The organism is Bacillus sp. SIMBA_031 (assembly GCF_046535225.1).
GTDB classification, from domain to species: domain Bacteria; phylum Bacillota; class Bacilli; order Bacillales; family Bacillaceae; genus Bacillus; species Bacillus velezensis.
Genome location: NZ_JAWRXC010000003.1, coordinates 80,771 through 100,033, shown reverse-complemented (window position 1 = coordinate 100,033; position 19,263 = coordinate 80,771). Strand labels below are relative to the sequence as shown.

General features: G+C 44.5%; 25 protein-coding genes. 13 read left to right on the top strand and 12 right to left on the bottom strand.

The features are described from left to right. Positions 1-41 precede the first annotated feature (41 nt). Positions 42-1,712 (bottom strand): arginine--tRNA ligase, encoded by a 1,671-nt coding sequence (argS, locus tag SB724_RS10410; protein WP_007407633.1) that lies wholly within the window; start codon positions 1,710-1,712, stop codon positions 42-44. Then, complete coding sequence (locus SB724_RS10405) at positions 1,709-2,137, bottom strand: YwiB family protein (RefSeq protein WP_014419128.1); 429 nt, start codon at positions 2,135-2,137, stop codon at positions 1,709-1,711. Before SB724_RS10405 ends, argS begins: the two co-directional genes overlap by 4 nt. 290 nt (positions 2,138-2,427) lie before the next feature. Here SB724_RS10405 and SB724_RS10400 point away from each other — a divergent pair, with 290 nt between their 5' ends. The 7 genes from SB724_RS10400 to SB724_RS10370 all read left to right on the top strand — a co-directional run bounded on the left by SB724_RS10400 (position 2,428) and on the right by SB724_RS10370 (position 5,538). After that, positions 2,428-3,573, top strand: coding sequence for a response regulator aspartate phosphatase (locus SB724_RS10400; RefSeq protein ID WP_410571024.1), 1,146 nt, complete (start codon positions 2,428-2,430; stop codon positions 3,571-3,573). After that, a complete protein-coding gene (locus tag SB724_RS10395; protein WP_021494790.1) occupies positions 3,557-3,676 on the top strand; it encodes a PhrC/PhrF family phosphatase-inhibitory pheromone in 120 nt (39 codons plus the stop codon). The genes SB724_RS10400 and SB724_RS10395 overlap by 17 nt, the downstream gene beginning before the upstream one ends. Positions 3,677-3,873: 197 nt before the next feature. After that, complete coding sequence (locus tag SB724_RS10390; protein WP_003151064.1) at positions 3,874-4,077, top strand: helix-turn-helix transcriptional regulator; 204 nt, start codon at positions 3,874-3,876, stop codon at positions 4,075-4,077. Positions 4,078-4,090: 13 nt separating this feature from the next. After that, complete coding sequence (locus SB724_RS10385) at positions 4,091-4,294, top strand: hypothetical protein (protein ID WP_007407641.1); 204 nt, start codon at positions 4,091-4,093, stop codon at positions 4,292-4,294. Between the two features lie 34 nt (positions 4,295-4,328). After that, on the top strand, positions 4,329-4,514 hold the full coding sequence (locus SB724_RS10380) for a DUF4177 domain-containing protein (RefSeq protein WP_007407642.1): 186 nt from the start codon (positions 4,329-4,331) through the stop codon (positions 4,512-4,514). Positions 4,515-4,700: 186 nt separating this feature from the next. After that, entirely contained in the window at positions 4,701-4,982 is a 282-nt protein-coding gene (locus tag SB724_RS10375) for a hypothetical protein (RefSeq protein ID WP_007407643.1), read from the top strand. 43 nt (positions 4,983-5,025) lie between these two features. Continuing rightward, positions 5,026-5,538 carry a stage II sporulation protein M gene (locus SB724_RS10370; protein ID WP_410564003.1) on the top strand — a complete coding sequence of 171 codons (513 nt, stop codon included), beginning with the start codon at positions 5,026-5,028 and terminating at the stop codon, positions 5,536-5,538. A gap of 590 nt (positions 5,539-6,128) precedes the next feature. Here SB724_RS10370 and SB724_RS10365 read toward each other — a convergent pair. From SB724_RS10365 to speE, 3 genes are all read right to left on the bottom strand, one after another. Further along, entirely contained in the window at positions 6,129-6,347 is a 219-nt protein-coding gene (locus tag SB724_RS10365) for a helix-turn-helix transcriptional regulator (RefSeq protein WP_003151056.1), read from the bottom strand. A gap of 168 nt (positions 6,348-6,515) precedes the next feature. Further along, positions 6,516-7,388, bottom strand: coding sequence for an agmatinase (gene speB, locus SB724_RS10360; RefSeq protein WP_410571021.1), 873 nt, complete (start codon positions 7,386-7,388; stop codon positions 6,516-6,518). Positions 7,389-7,446: 58 nt separating this feature from the next. Next, positions 7,447-8,277, bottom strand: a complete 831-nt coding sequence (speE, locus tag SB724_RS10355) for a spermidine synthase (protein WP_003151052.1) — start codon at positions 8,275-8,277, stop codon at positions 7,447-7,449. Between the two features lie 199 nt (positions 8,278-8,476). Here speE and SB724_RS10350 point away from each other — a divergent pair, with 199 nt between their 5' ends. Continuing rightward, a complete protein-coding gene (locus SB724_RS10350) occupies positions 8,477-10,549 on the top strand; it encodes a transglycosylase domain-containing protein (RefSeq protein WP_101670745.1) in 2,073 nt (690 codons plus the stop codon). 24 nt (positions 10,550-10,573) lie between these two features. Here the strand turns inward: SB724_RS10350 and SB724_RS10345 are convergent, their stop codons facing one another. The 3 genes from SB724_RS10345 to SB724_RS10335 all read right to left on the bottom strand — a co-directional run bounded on the left by SB724_RS10345 (position 10,574) and on the right by SB724_RS10335 (position 12,339). Beyond that, positions 10,574-11,005, bottom strand: a complete 432-nt coding sequence (locus SB724_RS10345; RefSeq protein ID WP_342019151.1) for a hypothetical protein — start codon at positions 11,003-11,005, stop codon at positions 10,574-10,576. Between the two features lie 143 nt (positions 11,006-11,148). After that, complete coding sequence (locus tag SB724_RS10340) at positions 11,149-11,667, bottom strand: YwhD family protein (protein ID WP_410564012.1); 519 nt, start codon at positions 11,665-11,667, stop codon at positions 11,149-11,151. A 12-nt stretch (positions 11,668-11,679) separates the two neighbouring features. Next, positions 11,680-12,339 (bottom strand): site-2 protease family protein, encoded by a 660-nt coding sequence (locus SB724_RS10335; RefSeq protein WP_003151043.1) that lies wholly within the window; start codon positions 12,337-12,339, stop codon positions 11,680-11,682. Between the two features lie 105 nt (positions 12,340-12,444). Between SB724_RS10335 and SB724_RS10330 the strand changes: the two genes are divergently transcribed. Beyond that, the gene (locus SB724_RS10330) at positions 12,445-12,633 is read left to right on the top strand and encodes a 2-hydroxymuconate tautomerase (protein WP_410571019.1); all 189 of its coding nucleotides are present in this window, start codon (positions 12,445-12,447) and stop codon (positions 12,631-12,633) included. Positions 12,634-12,670: 37 nt separating this feature from the next. On the opposite strand, the gene SB724_RS10325 is transcribed toward SB724_RS10330, so the two are convergent. After that, positions 12,671-13,090, bottom strand: a complete 420-nt coding sequence (locus SB724_RS10325; protein ID WP_095060295.1) for a MarR family winged helix-turn-helix transcriptional regulator — start codon at positions 13,088-13,090, stop codon at positions 12,671-12,673. A gap of 385 nt (positions 13,091-13,475) precedes the next feature. Here SB724_RS10325 and SB724_RS10320 point away from each other — a divergent pair, with 385 nt between their 5' ends. Further along, the gene (locus SB724_RS10320) at positions 13,476-14,855 is read left to right on the top strand and encodes an amino acid permease (protein WP_038460224.1); all 1,380 of its coding nucleotides are present in this window, start codon (positions 13,476-13,478) and stop codon (positions 14,853-14,855) included. Between the two features lie 64 nt (positions 14,856-14,919). Here the strand turns inward: SB724_RS10320 and SB724_RS10315 are convergent, their stop codons facing one another. From SB724_RS10315 to SB724_RS10305, 3 genes are all read right to left on the bottom strand, one after another. Then, positions 14,920-15,420: a YwgA family protein gene (locus SB724_RS10315; protein WP_007407653.1), complete on the bottom strand. Its 501-nt coding sequence runs from the start codon at positions 15,418-15,420 to the stop codon at positions 14,920-14,922. A gap of 39 nt (positions 15,421-15,459) precedes the next feature. After that, a complete protein-coding gene (locus SB724_RS10310; protein WP_003151035.1) occupies positions 15,460-16,761 on the bottom strand; it encodes an HD domain-containing protein in 1,302 nt (433 codons plus the stop codon). Between the two features lie 159 nt (positions 16,762-16,920). Further along, complete coding sequence (locus SB724_RS10305) at positions 16,921-17,145, bottom strand: YuzB family protein (RefSeq protein ID WP_003151034.1); 225 nt, start codon at positions 17,143-17,145, stop codon at positions 16,921-16,923. 202 nt (positions 17,146-17,347) lie between these two features. On the opposite strand from SB724_RS10305, the gene SB724_RS10300 reads away from it, so the two are divergent. The 3 genes from SB724_RS10300 (at position 17,348) to SB724_RS10290 (ending at position 19,252) form a co-directional block, all read left to right on the top strand. Beyond that, a complete protein-coding gene (locus SB724_RS10300) occupies positions 17,348-18,121 on the top strand; it encodes an RsfA family transcriptional regulator (protein WP_012118695.1) in 774 nt (257 codons plus the stop codon). Between the two features lie 261 nt (positions 18,122-18,382). Further along, positions 18,383-18,697: a PadR family transcriptional regulator gene (locus tag SB724_RS10295; protein WP_007614461.1), complete on the top strand. Its 315-nt coding sequence runs from the start codon at positions 18,383-18,385 to the stop codon at positions 18,695-18,697. Next, positions 18,698-19,252, top strand: coding sequence for an HAAS signaling domain-containing protein (locus tag SB724_RS10290; RefSeq protein WP_265972699.1), 555 nt, complete (start codon positions 18,698-18,700; stop codon positions 19,250-19,252). Positions 19,253-19,263: the final 11 nt, after the last annotated feature.

The following is a 19,263-nucleotide window of genomic DNA, read 5'->3' as shown; positions in this document are numbered from 1 at the left end:
AAAAAAGAACAAAGCCCGAAGACTTTGTCCTTTGATCATCATTACATTTTTTCCGGAGCGGATACGCCGATCAGCTGAAGCGCATTGTTCAGCGTAATTTGCGTCGCCTTCATTAAAGCGAGACGCGCGCGGCTCTTCTCTTTATTTTCCGGATCGATGACTTTCTCCGCATTGTAGAAGCTGTGCAGAGCGGAAGCCAGATCATAAATATAGTTTGTGACACGGTGAGGAATGCGTTTTTCCGCCGCTTCTGCCACTGCCTCAGGGAAGCCGCCGATCGTTTTCAGCAGGTCATATTCTTTTTCTGATTGAATATGGCTGAAATCAAGATCTGCCGCCGGTTTAAGTCCCTGCTCTTCCCCTTGGCGAAGCATGCTGCAAATACGTGCATGTGCGTATTGCGCATAATACACAGGGTTTTCGTTAGATGTGGATACGGCAAGATCCAAGTCAAAATCCATGTGCGTATCAGCGCTGCGCATCGCGAAGAAATAACGGACCGCGTCAAGGCCGACCTCTTCAATCAGGTCGCGCATCGTTACGGCTTTCCCCGTACGTTTGCTCATCTTCATTTTTTCGCCGTTTTTGTATAAATGAACGAGCTGAATGATCTCAACTTCCAATGTGCCTTTCTTGTAACCGAGCGCTTCAATTGCCGCTTTCATACGCGGAATATACCCGTGGTGATCCGCGCCCCATACATTGATGAGCTTGTCGAATCCGCGGTCAAGTTTGTCTTTATGGTATGCGATATCCGGCAGCAAATAAGTGTATGAGCCGTCTTTTTTGATCAGCACACGGTCTTTATCGTCGCCGAATGTTGTGGAACGGAACCATGTCGCGCCGTCCTCTTCGTATACATGGCCCTTTTCGCGAAGCGCCTCGAGCGCCTGATCAATTTTTCCGTTTTCGTACAGTGACGTTTCAGAATACCATACGTCAAACGGCACGCGGAAATTTTCCAAGTCGGAGCGAAGTTTATCAAGCTCGTACTTTAAGCCGTATTCACGGAAAAACGCCTGACGTTCGCTCTCCTCTTCATGTACGAAACGGTCGCCGAAATCTTCGGCAAGCTTTTTCCCGATAGCAATAATATCCTCGCCGCGGTAGCCGTCTTCCGGCATCGGTTTCTCGAGACCGAGCGCTTCAAAATAACGGACTTCAACGGAAAGCGCCAGGTTGTTAATCTGGTTGCCCGCATCATTAATATAGTATTCGCGGCTCACATCATAGCCCGCTTTAGAAAGCACGCTGCACAGCGCGTCACCTACCGCCGCGCCGCGCGCATGGCCTAAGTGAAGATCTCCCGTCGGGTTGGCCGATACGAATTCGACCTGAATCTTTTCGCCTTGTCCGATGTTTGTCTCCCCGTAATGTTCACCCGCTTCAAGCACGGACGGAATCAGTTTTGTTAAGTAGCTGTTGTTCATGTAAAAGTTGATAAAGCCGGGTCCCGCAATATCCATCTTTTCAATGGAAGCTTTGCCTTTATCAAATGACGCCACGATCTCCTCAGCGATTTGGCGCGGCGCTTTTTTTGCGATTCTCGCCAGCTGCATCGCCATGTTTGTGGAATAATCACCGTGTGTTTTTTCTTTCGGCGTTTCTAACAGTACGCTTGGAATCTGGCTTTCGTCCGCCAGGCCCGCTTTCAGAACGGCCGCTTTGATCTCTTCCTTCAGCACGTCCTTCATTTGTTCCGCAATGTTCATGCCTTTGTTTCCTCCTTATATTGGATCGTCATGTTATGTACATGTTCTTGGTTTTCGCCTACAGTCATGTTATATGTCATCTTGACGGAGCCTTCCGAACCGCCGACATCAGCTTGTATGTTTTTCGTTTCCGTACGGAGCTCCATTTGTCCGAACGGCAGTTTATATTGAGTGAGTGTCGATGCCCCCGGAATGAACCGCTGTTTCATTTGGATGGCGCCCGATCTCATCACGAGAATCTCTTTTTCTGTAATCTTGACGACCGTTTTAATCTTGCCCAAATCATGCTCTTCGTGATAGGAAAGATACGTTTTGCCGTTTCTCACGTAATAGAATCCACTCGATGTAAATTCAACCGACTCTTCTTCTGAGCCGTTGTGTATGAATGATTGCACATGAATGGCTACTGGTGTCTCCTGTCTCATGCTGACACTTCCTTTTCATCATCCCGCTTAACCTGAATAGTATAAGTTTTCAAGGGAAAAAGTTCAACCGCTTCCTCCTATCTTACCATCTTTGCTGATTGGTTTTGAAGATAAACATGATTTTTAAGGAAAATGAAAAAAACGGAAATCCTAGGCTGCGGGAAAAATGCTGCTCCTTCGGCGGACGGCTTGTCAACGGGGAAAAGTTTGCGGTATTTTTGCGCTATCCTTCCGAATGAAAATGATAAAATATGTCATATACATAACGTGGAAGGGAGGGATTGGGAATAGTGGCGAGTGTTTTATCATCTTCAGCGGTTGGAGAAAAAATCAACGAATGGTATATGTACATTCGAAGGTTCAGCATCCCGGACGCCGAGTACTTGCGGAGAGAAATCAAAGAAGAACTTGCAGGCCTGGAAGATGATCAGGATCTTCATCTATACTATTCTCTCATGGAATTCCGCCACAATCTGATGCTCGAATACCTCGAACCGCTGGAATCGCAGCGGATAGAAGAACAGCCGAGACTATCGGATCTGCTCGCGGAAATTGATAAAAAGCAGGCCCGGCTGACCGGACGTCTTGATTATTATTTTAATTTTTTCCGGGGTATGTATGAGCTGGAATGCCGTGAATATCTTTCAGCGATTCAGTTTTTTAAGAAAGCTGAATATAAGCTTGATTTTGTCAAAGATTGTATCGAGAAAGCTGAATTTTATTTTAAGATGTCAGAGTCCTACTATTATATGAAACAGACTTATTTTTCTATGGATTATGCCCGGCAGGCTTATAAAATTTATCATAAGCAGGAGGCATATAATATAAGGGTGCTTCAGTGCCATTCATTGTTCGCTACCAACTTTCTTGACTTAAAGCAATATGATGAAGCAATTCAGCATTTTAAAAAGGCTTATGCCATGGCAGAGGCAGAACAGCAGCCTCAATTAATGGGCCGGACTCTATATAATATCGGACTTTGTTTTAACAGCCAAGAAAATTACAAACCAGCCATTGATTACATAAAACGGGCAATAGCTGTTTTTGAAGATGGGAACATCATCACTTCTCTCCCGCAAGCCTATTTCTTAATCACACAAATACATTATAAAATCGGAAATATGGCCATAGCCAGACAATATCATGACAAAGGGGTATCTTATGCAGAGGAGGCAGAAGATTCCCTATATATCGCCGAGTATGAATTTTTAGAATCTTTATATGTCGGTGAGCCTGATGAAGAAGCAATCATGGAATGTTTTGACTTTCTCAGAGATAAATCGATGTATGCTGATCTTGAAGATTTTGCCTTAGATGTGGCAAAATATTATCATGAAAGAGAAAATTTCGAGAAGGCTTCCGCATATTTTTTAAAGGTGGAAGAAACAAGACACAAGATTCAAGGAGGTGTGAAGTTGTATGAAATTGAAGTATAAATTAGCACTTACTTGCTTAGCGATAGGCACTATTTTTGTTTCAGCCGACATTGCAAGTGCACCGGAACATCAATTTGAAGTTGCTCAGCGCGGAATGATTTAAATGATGATTACTTTTAGGCTTGCAGGTTAAACTGCAAGCCGTTTTTTATATAAACAACTAATTTGCAAAAACAAAAAGTATACCTTAAAATTCAAATGTGTAAAAAGTATTTGACACATATACATATATTATTTAAAATAAATATATATAAATTTGAAAATTTAAAATAAAAACAAAAATATTTAAGGAGGGTTTTAGTGGATAACAATATAAAAAAACTTAGAACAGCAGCTGATATTTCACAAAATGATCTGGCTAAGCTCTGCAATGTGACCAGACAAACCATCAATGCAATTGAAAATAATAAATATGACCCAACTTTAAGTCTGGCATTTTCGATAGCTCACGCATTAAATACGGGAATAGATAAAGTATTCAACTATAACGCCAAAAAAAATTAAGGGAGCGGTTCTTATGAAGAAAATGGATGAGATGCAAAAACACCAATCGGGTATAGCCGCCAGAATAGCATTTAGTTTTTATACTGTCGCTTTACTGATATGGTCATTAATAGATTATTTTAAAAACGGAAATACAGGATGGCAATTTCCAATACTTTTAATAGGCTGCGCGCTCTATTTATGGATTCAAGTTTATCATAATCGAAAAACAAGGTAACAATTCCAATACACTTCCGGAGGATTATACACCAATGTACGAATATAAGTTCATAAAAGTAGAAGTAAACCGATGGAAAGGAAAGCCTAAAGAAGACTATAAAGAAATTATTGAAAAGTATTCGCAGCAAGGGTGGAAGCTGGTTCAAATATTTGCTCCTCCTATTTCAGGTTATGGGGCAGCCGATTATTTTGATATTATTCTTGAAAAAAAAGTATAAATGTTTCAGTACAAAGAAAGCCGGATCATACATATGGTCCGGCTTTCTTTGTACTGAAATAAGTCAGCAGATACCTTAACGGATTTCACCTCTAAAATATTTTTTTCGGAAATCCGCAATTCAAATAGCTTCCAATATATTTTATTATTTAACTTGCTGGGGATATTGAAAAAATTGGAGGAAAAAATGAGTCTACTTTTAAAAACACAAAATAGTAAAGCGATTTTTACATTAGTAGCATCAGGAATCATTGTTCTCGCTCTTTTCAGTATAAAACATAATCATTTAAGCATGGATGTCATCGATATTTTAAACAGAGCTGGAATAATAGCTCCTAGTTGGATTGTCAGTGCTATCACCGCAACGGGTTCAGTCCTGGCTATCATTACTGTTTTAGGATCTCTTGGTGCAGGCTTGCCATTAGCCGTTTTAGAACAATTGGCTGCAGCAAGTACAGCAGCAGCTTAACATAAAACATTAAATTCAATATCCCTGGCAGTCCCTTAAACGAATGGATGAAAATACTTTGTTTAAAAAGAACGTTTTAGTCAAATTGTACATAATCTGTCTGATCTTATTTTTAATTGCTTTATTTACAGCATATTTTTATACAGCTCCCGCTTCAAATGTAAATAATCTAAATCGAAATATCCGTCCGGATTTTTTTCAGATTTTCTTTAATAATATTAAAGTAGCGAGTCTGCTTGTTTTTTTAGGCCCGTTGACGCTGTCACTTGGCACGATTGCAGTTTTAATTATTAATGGATTAATTTTAGGAAATGCCATAGGAAACATCAAAGACAATTTAAACCTTTTACTGCTTGTTATACCCCATGGAATAATTGAAGTCCCGGTATTGCTTCTTGCAGCTTCTGTAGGAATGAAATTAACTTTGGATTTATTACTCCTCAAAATAAATTTAAAATTCACTTTTAAATTTATTGGTATTATATTTCTCGGTTTAATTATAGCAGCTATGTTAGAAACATTTATTACACCTATCTTTATAAAAGGAGTCTCTTAGGATTATGCAAATTGAATTATCTTCATTTAAGGACCGAAACATTAATTTTTTGTCCTCATTTTTGTTTTATATTATCGGGTTAGCTTTTTATTTAAGTTCCCTATTGCCTTTTATGAAAAGTTTAATTCCCAAAAACATCCCTATACAAGTTGTTGAGCAAGTAAAACATTTAGATTATATCATTGCGATAGCCGCACTGTTACTTTTAATGTTCGGGGTGATTTTTGAAGGATTTGTATTATTTCTCATTATAAATTTTCTTGGCGCTCAAATTAAGATTAAAACCTTTTATTCCCTATTTATGTTTTCTAACATCCCGGTCGCAATTAAGTTTTTTCTTATATCATTCAAAAACATTTTCGCAGAACATCCAAACACTAGTTTATTTTTCACAAGTAATCATTTGATTTTTTCTATCTTTGATTTGTTCAATATTGCATACTTATTTCTTTTGTTTATTCTTCTGAAATGGAGAACGAATTTGAACTACCTGACAATCTCAGTTTTTATTTTTACGGCATTCCTATATAGAATGTTTTTTTAGCATATATAAATAAACCCCCTCAATAGGGGTTTTTCTTTCATTTCGTTCACTGTATACAATTCCTTTTATATGCTTCCGAAACAATACCCACTCTAGTACTCACATTCCACTTTTTACAGAGACCGGCTATGATATATTCGACATTACGCTGCGAGTAGTTTAATGACTTAGCGATCTCTTTATTAGGTTTTTCAGCAATTATCAGTTTAATTACAGAAATTTCAATCTTTTTTAATTCCAATTCATTTTCTACTGCTGTTTTCATTCTAACTTCCTTTCTAAAGATGTATTTACTAAATAATACCCTATTATATAATTTTTATCAATAACATCAATTATTAATGGTAAAATAATATGTTGCTTTTACTAACTTCTAAGTAGTTTATATACAATATAAAAATCCCCCGCCATGTTTCAAGCGGGGGAAATTCTTTTATTTCACAAACCCAAGCAGCATTTCACGAATCATCTTGCTTGCCGTGTTTGCGGTTTGTTCTGAGTGGTCATAGACAGGCGCGACTTCTACGAGGTCAGCGCCTTTTACGTTAACTTCTGAGCGCGCGATTTCATGGATGGACGCGAGCAATTCTTTAGACGTGATGCCTCCTGCGTCAACCGTGCCCGTGCCCGGCGCATGAGCGGGGTCAAGCACGTCGATATCGATGGTGACATAAACAGGGCGTCCCGCAAGCTGCGGCAGCACTTTTTTCAGCGGCTCAAGCACTTCAAATTTAGAAATGTGCATGCCGTTTTCTTTCGCCCATTCAAATTCTTCCATCATTCCGGAACGGATGCCGAATGAAAATACGTTTTGCGGCCCGATGAGCTCGGCCGCTTTGCGGATCGGAGTAGAATGGGAAAGCGGTTCGCCTTCATAATCCGTGCGCAGGTCGGTGTGCGCGTCAAAATGAATGATGGCAAGGTCCGGAAACTTCTTATACATGGCTTTTATGACAGGCCATGATACAAGGTGCTCCCCTCCCATGCCGAGCGGGAACTTGCCTTTTTCTAAAATGCTGTCCACGTATTCTTCAATCATATCAAGGCTTCTTTGCGGATTGCCGAACGGGAGCGGAATGTCGCCGGCGTCAAAGAAATTCAAATCAGCCAAGTCACGGTCGAGATACGGGCTGTATTCTTCAAGACCGATAGACACCTCGCGGATTCTCCCCGGGCCAAACCGCGAACCCGGACGGTAGCTGACCGTCCAATCCATCGGCATGCCGTAAAGGATGGCGTCCGCCTCTTTCCAGTCGGGGCGGCTTGCGATAAATACTTTTCCTGAATATGCTTCATCAAACCTCATGATAAAACCCTCGCTTTCCTGTAAAAAAGCGCAAGATTCGCTCCTGCGCCGTACGTTTTTATTTGATTAAATCGCTCACAAATTTCGGAAGAACAAATGCCGCTTTGTGAAGCTCTTTCGTATAATATTTCGTGTCGATGTCAAAGAAACGGCTGTCCTCCACTTCAAGCGGATCGTACTTTTTAGAACCGATCGTAAATGTCCACAGGCCGCTCGGGTACGTCGGGATATTAGCCGTATACAGACGGGTGATCGGGAAGATTTCTTTCACGTCACGCTGTACGTTTGTAATCAGTTCCGGTGTAAACCACGGGTTGTCCGTCTGCGCGACGAAGATGCCGTCTTCTTTTAACGCCTTGGAAATTCCGGCATAGAAGCCTTTTGAGAACAGATTGACGGCCGGTCCGACCGGTTCTGTTGAATCAACCATGATGACGTCATACTCATTCTCTGATTTCGCGATGTGCATGAAACCGTCATCGACTCTCACGTCGACGCGCGGATCATCAAGCTTGCCCGCAATGGACGGAAGGAATTTTTTAGAGTATTCAATAACCTTGCCGTCAATGTCGACAAGCGTCGCTTTTTTTACGCTTGGGTGCTTCAGAATCTCTCTGATGACACCGCCGTCTCCGCCGCCGACAACGAGGACGTTTTCCGGATTCGGGTGCGTAAATAACGGGACGTGCGCAACCATTTCATGATAGACGAATTCGTCTTTTTCAGAAGTCATGACCATTCCGTCTAAGAACAGCATGTTGCCGAATTCTTCTGTCTCCACCATTTCCAGATGCTGAAATTCCGTCTGTTCCGTATGTAATGTTTGTTTCACCTTTAATGTAATGCCGAAATTCTTCGTCTGCTTCTCCGTATACCAAAGCTCGCTCAATTGTCATCTCCCTTTCAAGGCTTATTTCATTTATTGTAAGCGTCTGTATCGCTTTTATTCCGGTTAAAATCTCATTTTCACCTAAGGAAAAAGTATAGAGGATGGAGGGAAAAAAGTAAAGAAGTGTCCGGTTTGATATGTTTAAAAAACCCCCTTTTTTCACATAATAATAGAATCATGAAAAAGGGGGTTCCCAAAAGTGGATAAAGTATCTGGAAAACAGCTCAGAATCACGTTCAAAATCATCCGCGCCTGCATCTTTCTGACACTGATCGGCGGAATGCTGGCCGGCGTCTGCTTCACATCCGTTCTTCTTGCAGCGAAATGGCAGGGGGCCCCCTCCGTCCGGGTTCCTCAGTCTACGATTCTTTATGCAAATGACGGCTCAAAGCTAGGTGAGACCGATTTCGGGGAAAAGCGCTACTGGGTCCGGTTAAAAGATATCAATCCGATAGCGGTGCAGGCCGCGATTGCGGTGGAGGATCAAAACTTTTACAATCACCACGGTTTTGATTACCGGCGGATGGCCGCCGCCGCGCTGGCTGACATAAAGGCAATGGCCAAGGTTCAGGGCGCAAGCACCATCACCCAGCAATACGCGAGAAATCTCTACCTTGAGCATGATAAGACATGGAAACGAAAATGGAACGAAGCATTTTACACGATCCGCCTTGAACAGAACTATTCTAAAAACGAGATTTTAGAAGGTTATGTAAATACGATATATTACGGCCACGGCGCATATGGAATTGAAGCCGCCTCCCGCCTGTATTTCGGCAAACACGCCAAAGATCTGAACGATGCGGAAGCCGTGCTTCTGGCGGGCATACCGAAAGGCCCGTCCGGCTATTCGCCATATGTCAGCGAAAAGAAGGCCAAACAGCGCCAGGAAACCATTCTCCGACTGATGGCCGGACAAAAAATGATCTCAAACGAAAAGGCGGAAAGGCTTAAGAAAATGCCGCTTGCCTATCAGCCGCTGAAAAACAGAACCGCAGCGAAAACGGCGCCTTATTTTTACGATGATGCGATGAAAGAACTCGAGAAAAAGCTCGGCATGACGCGCGAACAGCTCGCAACGAGCGGATTGCGTGTTTATACGACGCTTGATAAGCGCATGCAGCGGATTGCGGAAAACACTGTGGCACATACGATCCGTACCGGCTCTGACATTCAGGTCGGCTTTTCCGCGATTGATCCGGCAACAGGGCGCGTGCTTGCGCTTCTCGGCGGACGTGACTACGAAAAAAGCCCGTTTGACCGGGCGACACAGGCGAAACGGCAGCCGGCTTCCACGATCAAGCCGCTTTTGTACTACAAAGCGATTCAAAGCGGCTTTACACCGGTCACGCTGATGAAAAGCGAAGCCACAGAGTTCCAGATTGACGACAACGGAGATACTTATTCTCCAAGCAATTACAACGGCTACTACGCCAATAAACCGATTACGCTGCTTCAGGCGCTTGCGTTATCAGACAACATTTATGCCGTGAAGACCCATCTCTTTCTCGGCATGAATAAGCTCGTGTCGGCGGCAAAGGAATTCGGCATCAGCGAACATTTAAAGCCCCTTCCGTCTCTGGCGCTAGGAACTGAACCCGTGCGCCCGATTGAGATGGTTAATGCCTACGCGATGCTCGCAAACGGGGGAAAACAAATCACCCCTTCCTTTATCACAAAAGTGACGGATACCGCCGGCAACGTCTTGTATGAACAGCCGCGCGGACATCAGCAGACGCTTGATAAAAAAGCCGCTTTTGTGACGGCGAGCATGATGACGGGCATGTTTGATCAGGATTTAAACGGCTATACTTCCGTCACGGGACGCACCATTTCTGACCGGCTGACCCGAACCTATGGCGGTAAATCAGGCACGACCAGCGCAGACAGCTGGATGATCGGCTTTAACCCGGCTCTTGCCGCCGGTGTATGGACAGGCTATGACAAAAGCAGCACGATTGATTCAGTAGAAGAAAAAAGCTATGCGAAGACGATTTGGGCGGACTTTATGGAGAAGGCACTCGAAGGAGAACCGGAAATAGCGCTTAAACCGCCGAAGGGCGTCACGGGCGTCTATATCGATCCCGCTTCCGGCTACACTTCGGGACCTGGCTGCGCCGCGAAACATTATACGTATTTCATCGCAGGCACTGAGCCCGCGGATGTGTGCTACGGAGCGGAACCGTCTAAAAAAGAAAAGGAACACGCCCCCGCCCGTAAAGAAGCTCCGCGCAAAAAATGGTGGGATAAGTGGCTCGGCAAAAAAGACTGAGCCCGGTGCATTGCGCGCCGGGCTTTAATCCGCGTCTTCCTCAAGCACCCATGGGAGCAAAAGAGAAAAGTCGAGATGGATAATAGGGTCAGGAAAACCCTTCGGTATAAAAAATGTTGTACTCGGCAATGAAAACGAAAAGCGGATATCTCCCGCCCACTCGATATGAAACTTCGGCCAGCCTTCCCTAAGCCTGCCGACAATCGGATAGCTGCCCGCATAATGATGCAGGCCGTTTTCCTTTCCATGCTCCCCCAAGTCGTGACAGACAGCCGGACGAATCCCAAACTGCGTAAACAGCCTTGTTTTCTCGGCGGGAAGAAGACTCACCGCCTCGGAAAAGTTCCGGCAGTGCCCGCAATCGCAAGGATCAGGCCATGATTTTTCGTATTGTTTTCTCGTTTCCGCCGCATCTGCTTCAATGACCCAAGGCCCGATTTCAAAAACGGTGAACATGATGAAACCTCCGCGTAAACATGAAAAACCCCGAGTCTTGGTTCGGCTCGGGACTTTCCATGTCCTGATTCTGTATCAACAGTTTACTCAGTACAATTGCAAAATAGTGCAAATATTTATAAAGTTCACAAAAAGTTCACAAATTATTTTTCTTCCGGAAGCAGACCTGTTTTCAATTCATCGGATGAACGTTCCCATAGCCCTTGGTCATGCTTCTGCAGAAATTCAGCAAGCACCTGCTTTGAGCTGGCGTCCATTTTGTCCACGATAATGCAGCGCTTCATTGATTTATCCATTAAATTCACATGCTCCGGCAATGACTTATAGCCTCTGCGGATACTTCTGTCCACGGTCATTTCACAAGCCGTCACACCCGCGTAATAAGGGCCTTCTTCTTTTCTGTCGATGGTGACCCACACAAGCCAGTACGGTTTTCCGTTCGGCACTTCATCTTTGTCCGGCAGGAATTTGATGCCTTTTTCAACGACACTGCGGGCATGCATTGCGCCGATGTCAACGAAGGCTTCCTTCTCTTCCACATCGACAAATACCGGAGAAATATTGTCAAGGCTCAGCGCCCCGGCGCCAAAACCGCCATGTCCGTCGGTCGGATCACTTTTAATAATATTAAATCCGATTGTTTTCTTCTTTTTTTCTTCCATGAAAATACCCTCCTACAAAAGCGGTTGAAATATAATGGCAAATACCTTGAGAATCCAGTCTCTCCCCTCGCTTAACAGCGGCCACACGACATAGGAGCCGACCGGTGTCACAAACAGCACGAGAAACACGATAATCCCGTAGCTCTCAAACTGAGTCATTTTGGCGCGCACCCGCGGCGGCACGAGATCCTCAATAATCCGGTAGCCGTCAAGCGGAGGAAGCGGCAGCAGGTTGAATAAACACAGCGCGAGATTCAGCTGAATCCAAATAGAGAAAAAGCGGTCAAGCCCCATGCTGAATGCAGAAAGCAGCTCCATTCCGTAAGCATGCATCAACACTAGCAAAAAGAAACCGATAAAGGCAAGAAGCAGGTTGCTTACAGGCCCGGCGACGGAAACCAGCACTCCCGCCAGCCGCGGTCTTTTAAAGGCGCGGCGGTTCACCGGCACCGGACGGGCCCAGCCGAAACCCGCGACCAAAATTAGAATCGTTCCGAAAACATCAAGATGTTTAATCGGATTGAGCGTTAATCTGCCCTGTCTCGCCGCGGTATCGTCTCCGAACCGATACGCGACATACGCGTGCGCCAGTTCATGCATCGTAAATGCCACGATCAGCGTAATCACGACATAGGGCATAAGCTCCAGCGGATAATATAAAAATCTGTCCAAATGTAAAAATCCCCTTTTTTAAAAAATGCAAGATTGTCCTTCATTCAGTATACTATAAGTGACCTCTCTTCCAAAGAGAGGAAACGATAAAGGAGGATCAGCACCATGCCGCTCGTAACCGTTAAAATGCTTGAAGGCCGCACAGATGAACAAAAACGGAATCTGGTTGAAAAAGTGACAGAAGCCGTAAAAGAAACGACAGGCGCAGCCGAAGAAAAGATCATTGTCATGATTGAAGAAATGAGAAAGGATCATTACGCCGTCGCCGGCAATCGGATCAGCGATACGGAGTAAACCTTGATAATGGCCGGCGCTGCTATGTCAGGCCGGCTTATTTCATTACTTTTTCAACGAGGCTGAAAAAGGTGTTCTTTTCTTCCTCTGTCAATTTTTCAAACAGCTCGTCAATGAGCATCTGCCGGTTTTCAATCATTTGCACGGCCGCCATTTTTCCCGATTCGGAAAGCGTCATCCATACCGTGCGCCGGTCTTCGTTATTTCTCGACCTTTCCACGAAACCCTCTTTTTCTAAATGATTCAGAGCGGTTGTCGTGGCTGAAGGCGATAATGTGACTTCCTGCAATATATCTTTAATCGTGCACGTGCCGTGCCGGTAAATAATCCTGAGAATAAATCCTCTGATATTGTTTATACTCTTCGGAATTGTCGCCTCATCAAGCTTTTTCGTGCTCTTTAAATATTTCGTGAGCGCGTAATCCAGTACATTTGCTTGCAATATATCGTGCTCCATGCAGAAACTCCCCATTTCAAGATGCATCCATCATCATTTGATTGTTTTTTATTACATTTTACTGATACCTCGCGGGGAAAGTCAAAATTTCGGCCGGAAAGCCCGCAACTTTTATCCTGCCCTATACAGACTATTATCTCCTACTTTTTCACCCATCCCTTTTATGCAATGCTGGTTTTATAGACATGATTCAGGTAAAATCATTAAGGGTGACTGCGTTTGACGGAAAGGATAATCTGATCGGATGCGGCAGACAATATGACTGGAAAAGAAACGGAACAGACGGGGAAACAGAACACAGGATTGTCGATTACACAGAAGATGTGACACGGGTAAAAGCCAAAGAGCCCCTCTTGGCTTTTGCTTTTGGATGGAGGGATGCGTGTTGCGGAATATCCTACAAAAAAAAGACATCACCCAGCTGCTTGAACAAAGCAGAAACAGGCAGACTGCCAAAACGATGGGTGGATTTGATTTAACTTTACTGGGCATCGGCGCCGTCATCGGGACGGGCGTCATGGTTCTTACAGGCATTACGGCCGCGAAAAATGCCGGGCCTTCCGTAATCTTTTCTTTTATCATTGCAGCCGTTGTCTGCAGCCTTGCAGCATTATGTTATGCCGAAATCGCTTCTGTTCTCCCGGTTTACGGAAGCGCCTATATTTACTCTTATACCACCATGGGAGAAATTGTCGGCCATTTAATGGGCTGGACGCTCTTATCCGTTTATATGGTGACGGCGTCGGCGGTGGCAAGCGGCTGGTCAAGTTATTTTAATAATCTGTTAGCCGAAATCGGCATGCCTTTGCCGGAAAGTCTGCTGCACGTGCCGAGCCAGGGGGGCATCGTCAACCTTCCTGCCATCATCATTACTCTATTAATTGCCGTCGTTCTGTCACGCGGCTCCAAAGAGAGCAAAACCTTTAATAATATAATGGTTCTCGTAAAAATCGGAATTGTTTTGCTGTTTATCATCACAGGAAGCTTTTTTGTAAAGCCGGGCAATTGGCATCCTTTTATGCCTTTTGGAATCAAAGGCGTCATTACGGGGGCTTCTGCCGTCTTTTTTGCGTTTCTCGGATTTGACGCGATTTCCGCTTCGGCTGAAGAAGTCAAAAAACCGCAGCGCAACCTGCCGATCGGTATTATCGGTTCACTGGTGATCTGTACATTTGTATACGTCATCGTCTGTCTCGTCATGACGGGTATGGTTCCGTATTCACAGCTTAATGTGCCGGAAGCCATGTCTTATGTGTTACAGACTGTAGGACAAAACGCGGTGGCGGGCGTTATCGCTGCCGGTGCGGTGATCGGACTGATGGCCGTCGTTCTCGCCCATACATATGCGGCGACCCGTATATCTTTTGCGATGGCAAGAGACGGAATGCTGCCGAAAGTCTTTACCATTGTCGGAAAGAAATCGGGAGCTCCGATCTTTAATACGTGGCTGATCGGACTGATCAGCGCCTGCATCGCGGGTTTTGTTGATCTGAAAGAGCTGTCAGATCTCTCAAATATCGGCGCGCTTTTGACATTTGCCATGGTCAGTCTGTCCGTGCTGATTCTGCGCCGCACCCATAAGGATCTGCCGCGGGGATTTAAAGTGCCTTTTGTACCAGTACTGCCGATTTTGGCCATTATCTGCTGTTTGTTTTTAATGGTCAATCTGCCGCTGAAAACGTGGCTTTATTTTGCCGTCTGGCTGATCATCGGCGTCATCGTTTACTTTTTATATTCGTACAAGCACAGCAAATTGAGACAATAAACAAAACCAGGCCCGCTTTATCGCGGCCTGGTTTTTTCATCAAAAAAGACGAAAGCCATCGCCTTTAACAAATGTGTTTCAGCTCTTCTATGTAGTGAAGCGCCTCATCATATTCTTCATCTGTATATTTCTGTTTGCTTTTTATCGTAAACACTTTCTCTTTCTTTTCCTCAGCTTCAAGGCCGTCAAAATACAAAATCGTAGACACCAGCTCCAGAAACCTGGATGAGCGGCTGTTGACGCTGTCGATGTACTTCTTCATATCCGGCATCGTAAGCTCCGCATGATGTAAAAACTCGGCTCCCGTCTCCGTCAGCGAGTACCGGTATTGAAAGTAGCCGCCCTTTTTTTCCTTCACCTCATCCAGAAACCCAAGATTGCACAGCTCTTCAATTCGAAGCGTCAGTTCTTCGGAATACGGGCCGTAAAAATGAAAATCATATTTTTCGTAGAAAGGATACTGCATTTTCTTCGCGATATAAATGATTTTCTGCAGCTTTTTCCGCCCGATGATTTCTCCAGAATCCGAGAACACCTTCATCAGTTTTGCATGTTCTTTCAACAAATTCCCGACATCTCCTTTTCCTTCTTTACCAAAATCCTTCTATGTCAGTCCCAGCAGCTGCCGGATTTTTAATTTTGCTTCAGGGTTTTCTGAATCGTCACAAATGAGGTCCATCGGATAGTAGAGCTTATGATCCGTCCGGCGTTTGCCCGAAATGGATTCGACAATGGCGGACTGCCTGGACAGCTCTTTGATCTGGCCGTTCTGCGTTAACAGGTGAATCGGAAGACGCTCCTCCTCTTCACCCGGCCGATAAAAATCATACGGCAGATCCGATGAAGAATCGACCACTAAATAGTAATTGGGATCAATTCCCGCCTCTTTAAACAGAGCGGTCAGTTCAAAATAAGCCGACATTTCCTCGTTGGGGTTAAATTCGGCATATTGAAACAGCTGGCGGTTAATGAAGCGGCGGCACAAGTCGGACAGAATCGGGTCCTCTTCTTCCTCCCAAGCCTGGAAATAATATAAAATGATGGCTTCATCAAGCTTCAGATAATCCGCAAGCGTCAGCTTCCCTTCAAAAATGGAATAAAAATGAACGGGAGCATGAGTGAATATATACCCTTCTTCATGGAGCTGCTTCGCACGGTGGAGAATTTTCGTCAAAATGACTTCAGCGCTTCTCGTCACGGGGTGAAAATACACCTGCCAGTACATTTGATAGCGGCTCATAATATAGTCTTCGACGGCGTGCATGCCGCTTTGCTTAATGACGATCTGGTCCTCACGCGGACGCATCACCCTTAAAATCCGTTCCATATCAAAATGTCCGTAGCTGACGCCCGTATAGTATGCGTCCCGCTGAAGGTAATCCATCCTGTCGGCGTCAATCTGGCTCGAAATCAGGCTGACCACCTGTTTGTTTTTGTATGTTTTGGCAATGACTTCGGCAACATCCTGCGGAAATCCCGGTCCCGCCTTTCTGAGAACCTGATTCACCTCGGTGTCGCCGAGAATGATTTCCCTCGTATAGTCTTCATGATCCAGATGAAAAACCTTTTCAAAGGAATGCGAAAACGGCCCATGTCCCAAATCGTGCAAAAGCGCAGCGCTGAGACAGAGTTCGCGTTCATTGTCATCCCATTCAGGACGCCCTTTAAAAACATCATCAACCATTCGTCTGACAATCTCATAGACGCCGAGAGAATGGTTAAAACGGCTGTGTTCCGCGCCGTGAAACGTCAAATACGTCGTACCGAGCTGTTTGATCCGGCGCAGCCGCTGAAATTCACGGGTGCCGATCAAATCCCAGATCAGCTTGTCCCGCACATGAACATAGCGGTGAACGGGATCTTTAAACACTTTTTCTTCTGATAATTTTCCGTTTGGATACGCCATCGTCATTCCCTCTTTTTTTTAGCCGTGATTCTATTATATCGGCTCTGTAATTTGAAAACATCCTTGAATTTGTCCGGCGTTTTGTTCCAGTTTTCCGACATTGATTTTTTGAAGCAAAAAAGCCTGACCCATCGGGCGAGGCTGTCGTAAAATACACATTTACTTTTTGATCTTCTTTTTCACTTTCTCAATCAGCTCGTCCTCAGTCGGCGCCGACAGCGGGCGGTTGTTTACGAAAGCAAACGATTTTTTGCGTCCGGGCCCGCAATATGACTGACATCCGACCTCCACTTTTGCATCCGGGTCAGCTTCTTTCAAACGCGGCAGCAAAGTCTTAATATTGGTGGCCTGGCAATCATCACACACTCGGAATTCATTAGCCATGATGTACGCTTCCCTTCATTCAATGTTCCTCTATGTTAAATCTTAATTTTAAAAAAGAAAAAAATCACATCACATCTCATTGTACAAGGATTCATCTTATCCTGCAAGGCTCTGCGTATCTCTCATTCTTTCAGCCAATTTGTATAAATATTTTCCAATCTGGACATTCTAATACCATCAAAGATATTGGGGGTTGAGAACATTGACAAAACAAAGACAGGACGCCTGGTCAGAGGAAAACGACCTGCTGCTCGCGGAAACCGTGCTCCGTCACGTTCGGGAAGGAAGCACGCAGCTGAACGCCTTTGAAGAGGTAGGCGATAAATTAAACAGAACGTCGGCAGCGTGCGGTTTCAGATGGAATGCCGTCGTCCGCCATCAATACGAAAAAGCGCTTCAGCTCGCCAAAAAACAGCGGAAACAGCGGATGCGCGCGCTCGGAAACGGCCAGCCGGCCAAGAAGAAACTATTATACCAGCCGCCTGCACCGGATGCGGACATCATGCAGGAAACCGCAGCCGAAGAGACGGTTCAAACGGAAGCGCCAAAAGAGGATCGGCAAGCCGTCATGTCCGGCGAACATATGCCTTATGTCGATGAAAGCTTCAAGGAAGAGTTAGCTAGTTTATCACATTTGCTGGCGCCTCAGCAGCCGAGCCAAAAGGCGGAGCTCACAATGGCAGATGTCATTCAATTTCTGCAGAGCTATGAAGGCAGCGGAAAGCAAACTTCCGCCCTGCAAATGGAAAATGACCGTTTAAAACGGGAAAACCAAGAACTTCAGTCTAAAACCGAGCAGCTGGAAGCGGCCGTCGAAAAGCTTGAAAAAGATCAAAAAACCATTCAGGAAGACTACGAAACCTTGGTGAAAATTATGAACAGAGCCAGAAAACTAGTTTTATTTGAAGACGACGAACATGCCTCTCCGTCCTTTAAAATGGACCGGAACGGCAATTTAGAAAAAATGGCCGAATAATGGAAAAACCCCTTTCCTTGTCATGGAAAAAGGGGTTTTTGCCATTTGTCAATGACGCGCATCCTGATCTATATTAATGTAAACATTGTTCAGGAGGCCTTCTTCCCGCAAGGGGTGCGCATCTCGGTCCCCCGCCCACACATAAGCATAAAGATTCAATTCCTCATCCCAAATGGTTCTTGGGAATTATTGATCGATTAGCTACTGTGCAATACACTGTATAGAGAATACAATTATTAGATATGATGGGAATGATAGTAAATGAGTAGCCAATTACGAAAAGGAGCATTGGAACTTTGTGTGTTATCCCTGCTTCTTTATGAAGATTTATATGGTTATGAATTAATCAAGATCATAAGTGAAACGTTCCCTGTATCGGAGGGCACCATCTACCCCATATTACGAAGACTCACAAAAAATAACTACCTAAAAACGTATACAGCAGCTTCCGATCAAGGCCCATCACGCAAATATTACAAAGTAACAGAAGAAGGCGCCTTTTATCATCAAACATTAAAATCGGAATGGCTTGACCTGTCCGAAAAAGTGAACAGCATCATTAAGGAGGGAAAATGAATGTGTAAAGACCAATATTTAAAACATCTCCGGCGGGAAATAAAAGATCTGCCGGAACGTGAGCAAAAAGAGATACTCGCCGATATCGGCGAAATATTCCAAATGGGCGGCGCTGAAGGAAAAAGCGATGAACAAATCGCCGGCAATTTAGGAAACCCCAAAACACTTGCGCGCGCCTTAAAAGCGGATATTTTCATCAGTGATGCCGAGGAGCAGAAAACATGGCGCTCCTTTTTCAAAGCATTCGGCCTGATGCTGGGGATGGGCATGTTCAACTTCATGTTTATGCTGACACCGTTTCTTTTTGCCTCTGTTGCGGTGTTAAGTTTGATGGCGATCGGCCTGATGCTGATGACCGGATCATTCTTTCTCCTTGTAAAAGTGCCGATTGTAACAGCCATTTTTAACGGATGTATGGTTCTTGGAGCGGGTATGGCGGTGTTTATGGCCGGATTTGATCTTTCGAAACTGATATTCCGCATCTTTTTGCGCTATTTCAAATGGAATGTCGGCGTTGTAAGGAGGGAAACCATTGAATCGAAAAATGTGGTATAGCATTGCTCTCA

Excerpts from the sequence above, each read along its gene's own strand:
- argS (WP_007407633.1), bottom strand. The coding sequence starts at position 1,712 with ATGAACATTGCGGAACAAATGAAGGACGTGCTGAAGGAAGAGATCAAA.
- SB724_RS10405 (WP_014419128.1), bottom strand. The coding sequence starts at position 2,137 with ATGAGACAGGAGACACCAGTAGCCATTCATGTGCAATCATTCATACAC.
- SB724_RS10395 (WP_021494790.1), top strand. The coding sequence starts at position 3,557 with ATGAAATTGAAGTATAAATTAGCACTTACTTGCTTAGCGATAGGCACT.
- SB724_RS10385 (WP_007407641.1), top strand. The coding sequence starts at position 4,091 with ATGAAGAAAATGGATGAGATGCAAAAACACCAATCGGGTATAGCCGCC.
- SB724_RS10380 (WP_007407642.1), top strand. The coding sequence starts at position 4,329 with ATGTACGAATATAAGTTCATAAAAGTAGAAGTAAACCGATGGAAAGGA.
- SB724_RS10375 (WP_007407643.1), top strand. The coding sequence starts at position 4,701 with ATGAGTCTACTTTTAAAAACACAAAATAGTAAAGCGATTTTTACATTA.
- SB724_RS10370 (WP_410564003.1), top strand. The coding sequence starts at position 5,026 with ATGGATGAAAATACTTTGTTTAAAAAGAACGTTTTAGTCAAATTGTAC.
- SB724_RS10365 (WP_003151056.1), bottom strand. The coding sequence starts at position 6,347 with ATGAAAACAGCAGTAGAAAATGAATTGGAATTAAAAAAGATTGAAATT.
- speB (WP_410571021.1), bottom strand. The coding sequence starts at position 7,388 with ATGAGGTTTGATGAAGCATATTCAGGAAAAGTATTTATCGCAAGCCGC.
- SB724_RS10345 (WP_342019151.1), bottom strand. The coding sequence starts at position 11,005 with ATGTTCACCGTTTTTGAAATCGGGCCTTGGGTCATTGAAGCAGATGCG.
- SB724_RS10340 (WP_410564012.1), bottom strand. The coding sequence starts at position 11,667 with ATGGAAGAAAAAAAGAAGAAAACAATCGGATTTAATATTATTAAAAGT.
- SB724_RS10330 (WP_410571019.1), top strand. The coding sequence starts at position 12,445 with ATGCCGCTCGTAACCGTTAAAATGCTTGAAGGCCGCACAGATGAACAA.
- SB724_RS10325 (WP_095060295.1), bottom strand. The coding sequence starts at position 13,090 with ATGGAGCACGATATATTGCAAGCAAATGTACTGGATTACGCGCTCACG.
- SB724_RS10310 (WP_003151035.1), bottom strand. The coding sequence starts at position 16,761 with ATGGCGTATCCAAACGGAAAATTATCAGAAGAAAAAGTGTTTAAAGAT.
- SB724_RS10305 (WP_003151034.1), bottom strand. The coding sequence starts at position 17,145 with ATGGCTAATGAATTCCGAGTGTGTGATGATTGCCAGGCCACCAATATT.
- SB724_RS10295 (WP_007614461.1), top strand. The coding sequence starts at position 18,383 with ATGAGTAGCCAATTACGAAAAGGAGCATTGGAACTTTGTGTGTTATCC.
- SB724_RS10290 (WP_265972699.1), top strand. The coding sequence starts at position 18,698 with ATGTGTAAAGACCAATATTTAAAACATCTCCGGCGGGAAATAAAAGAT.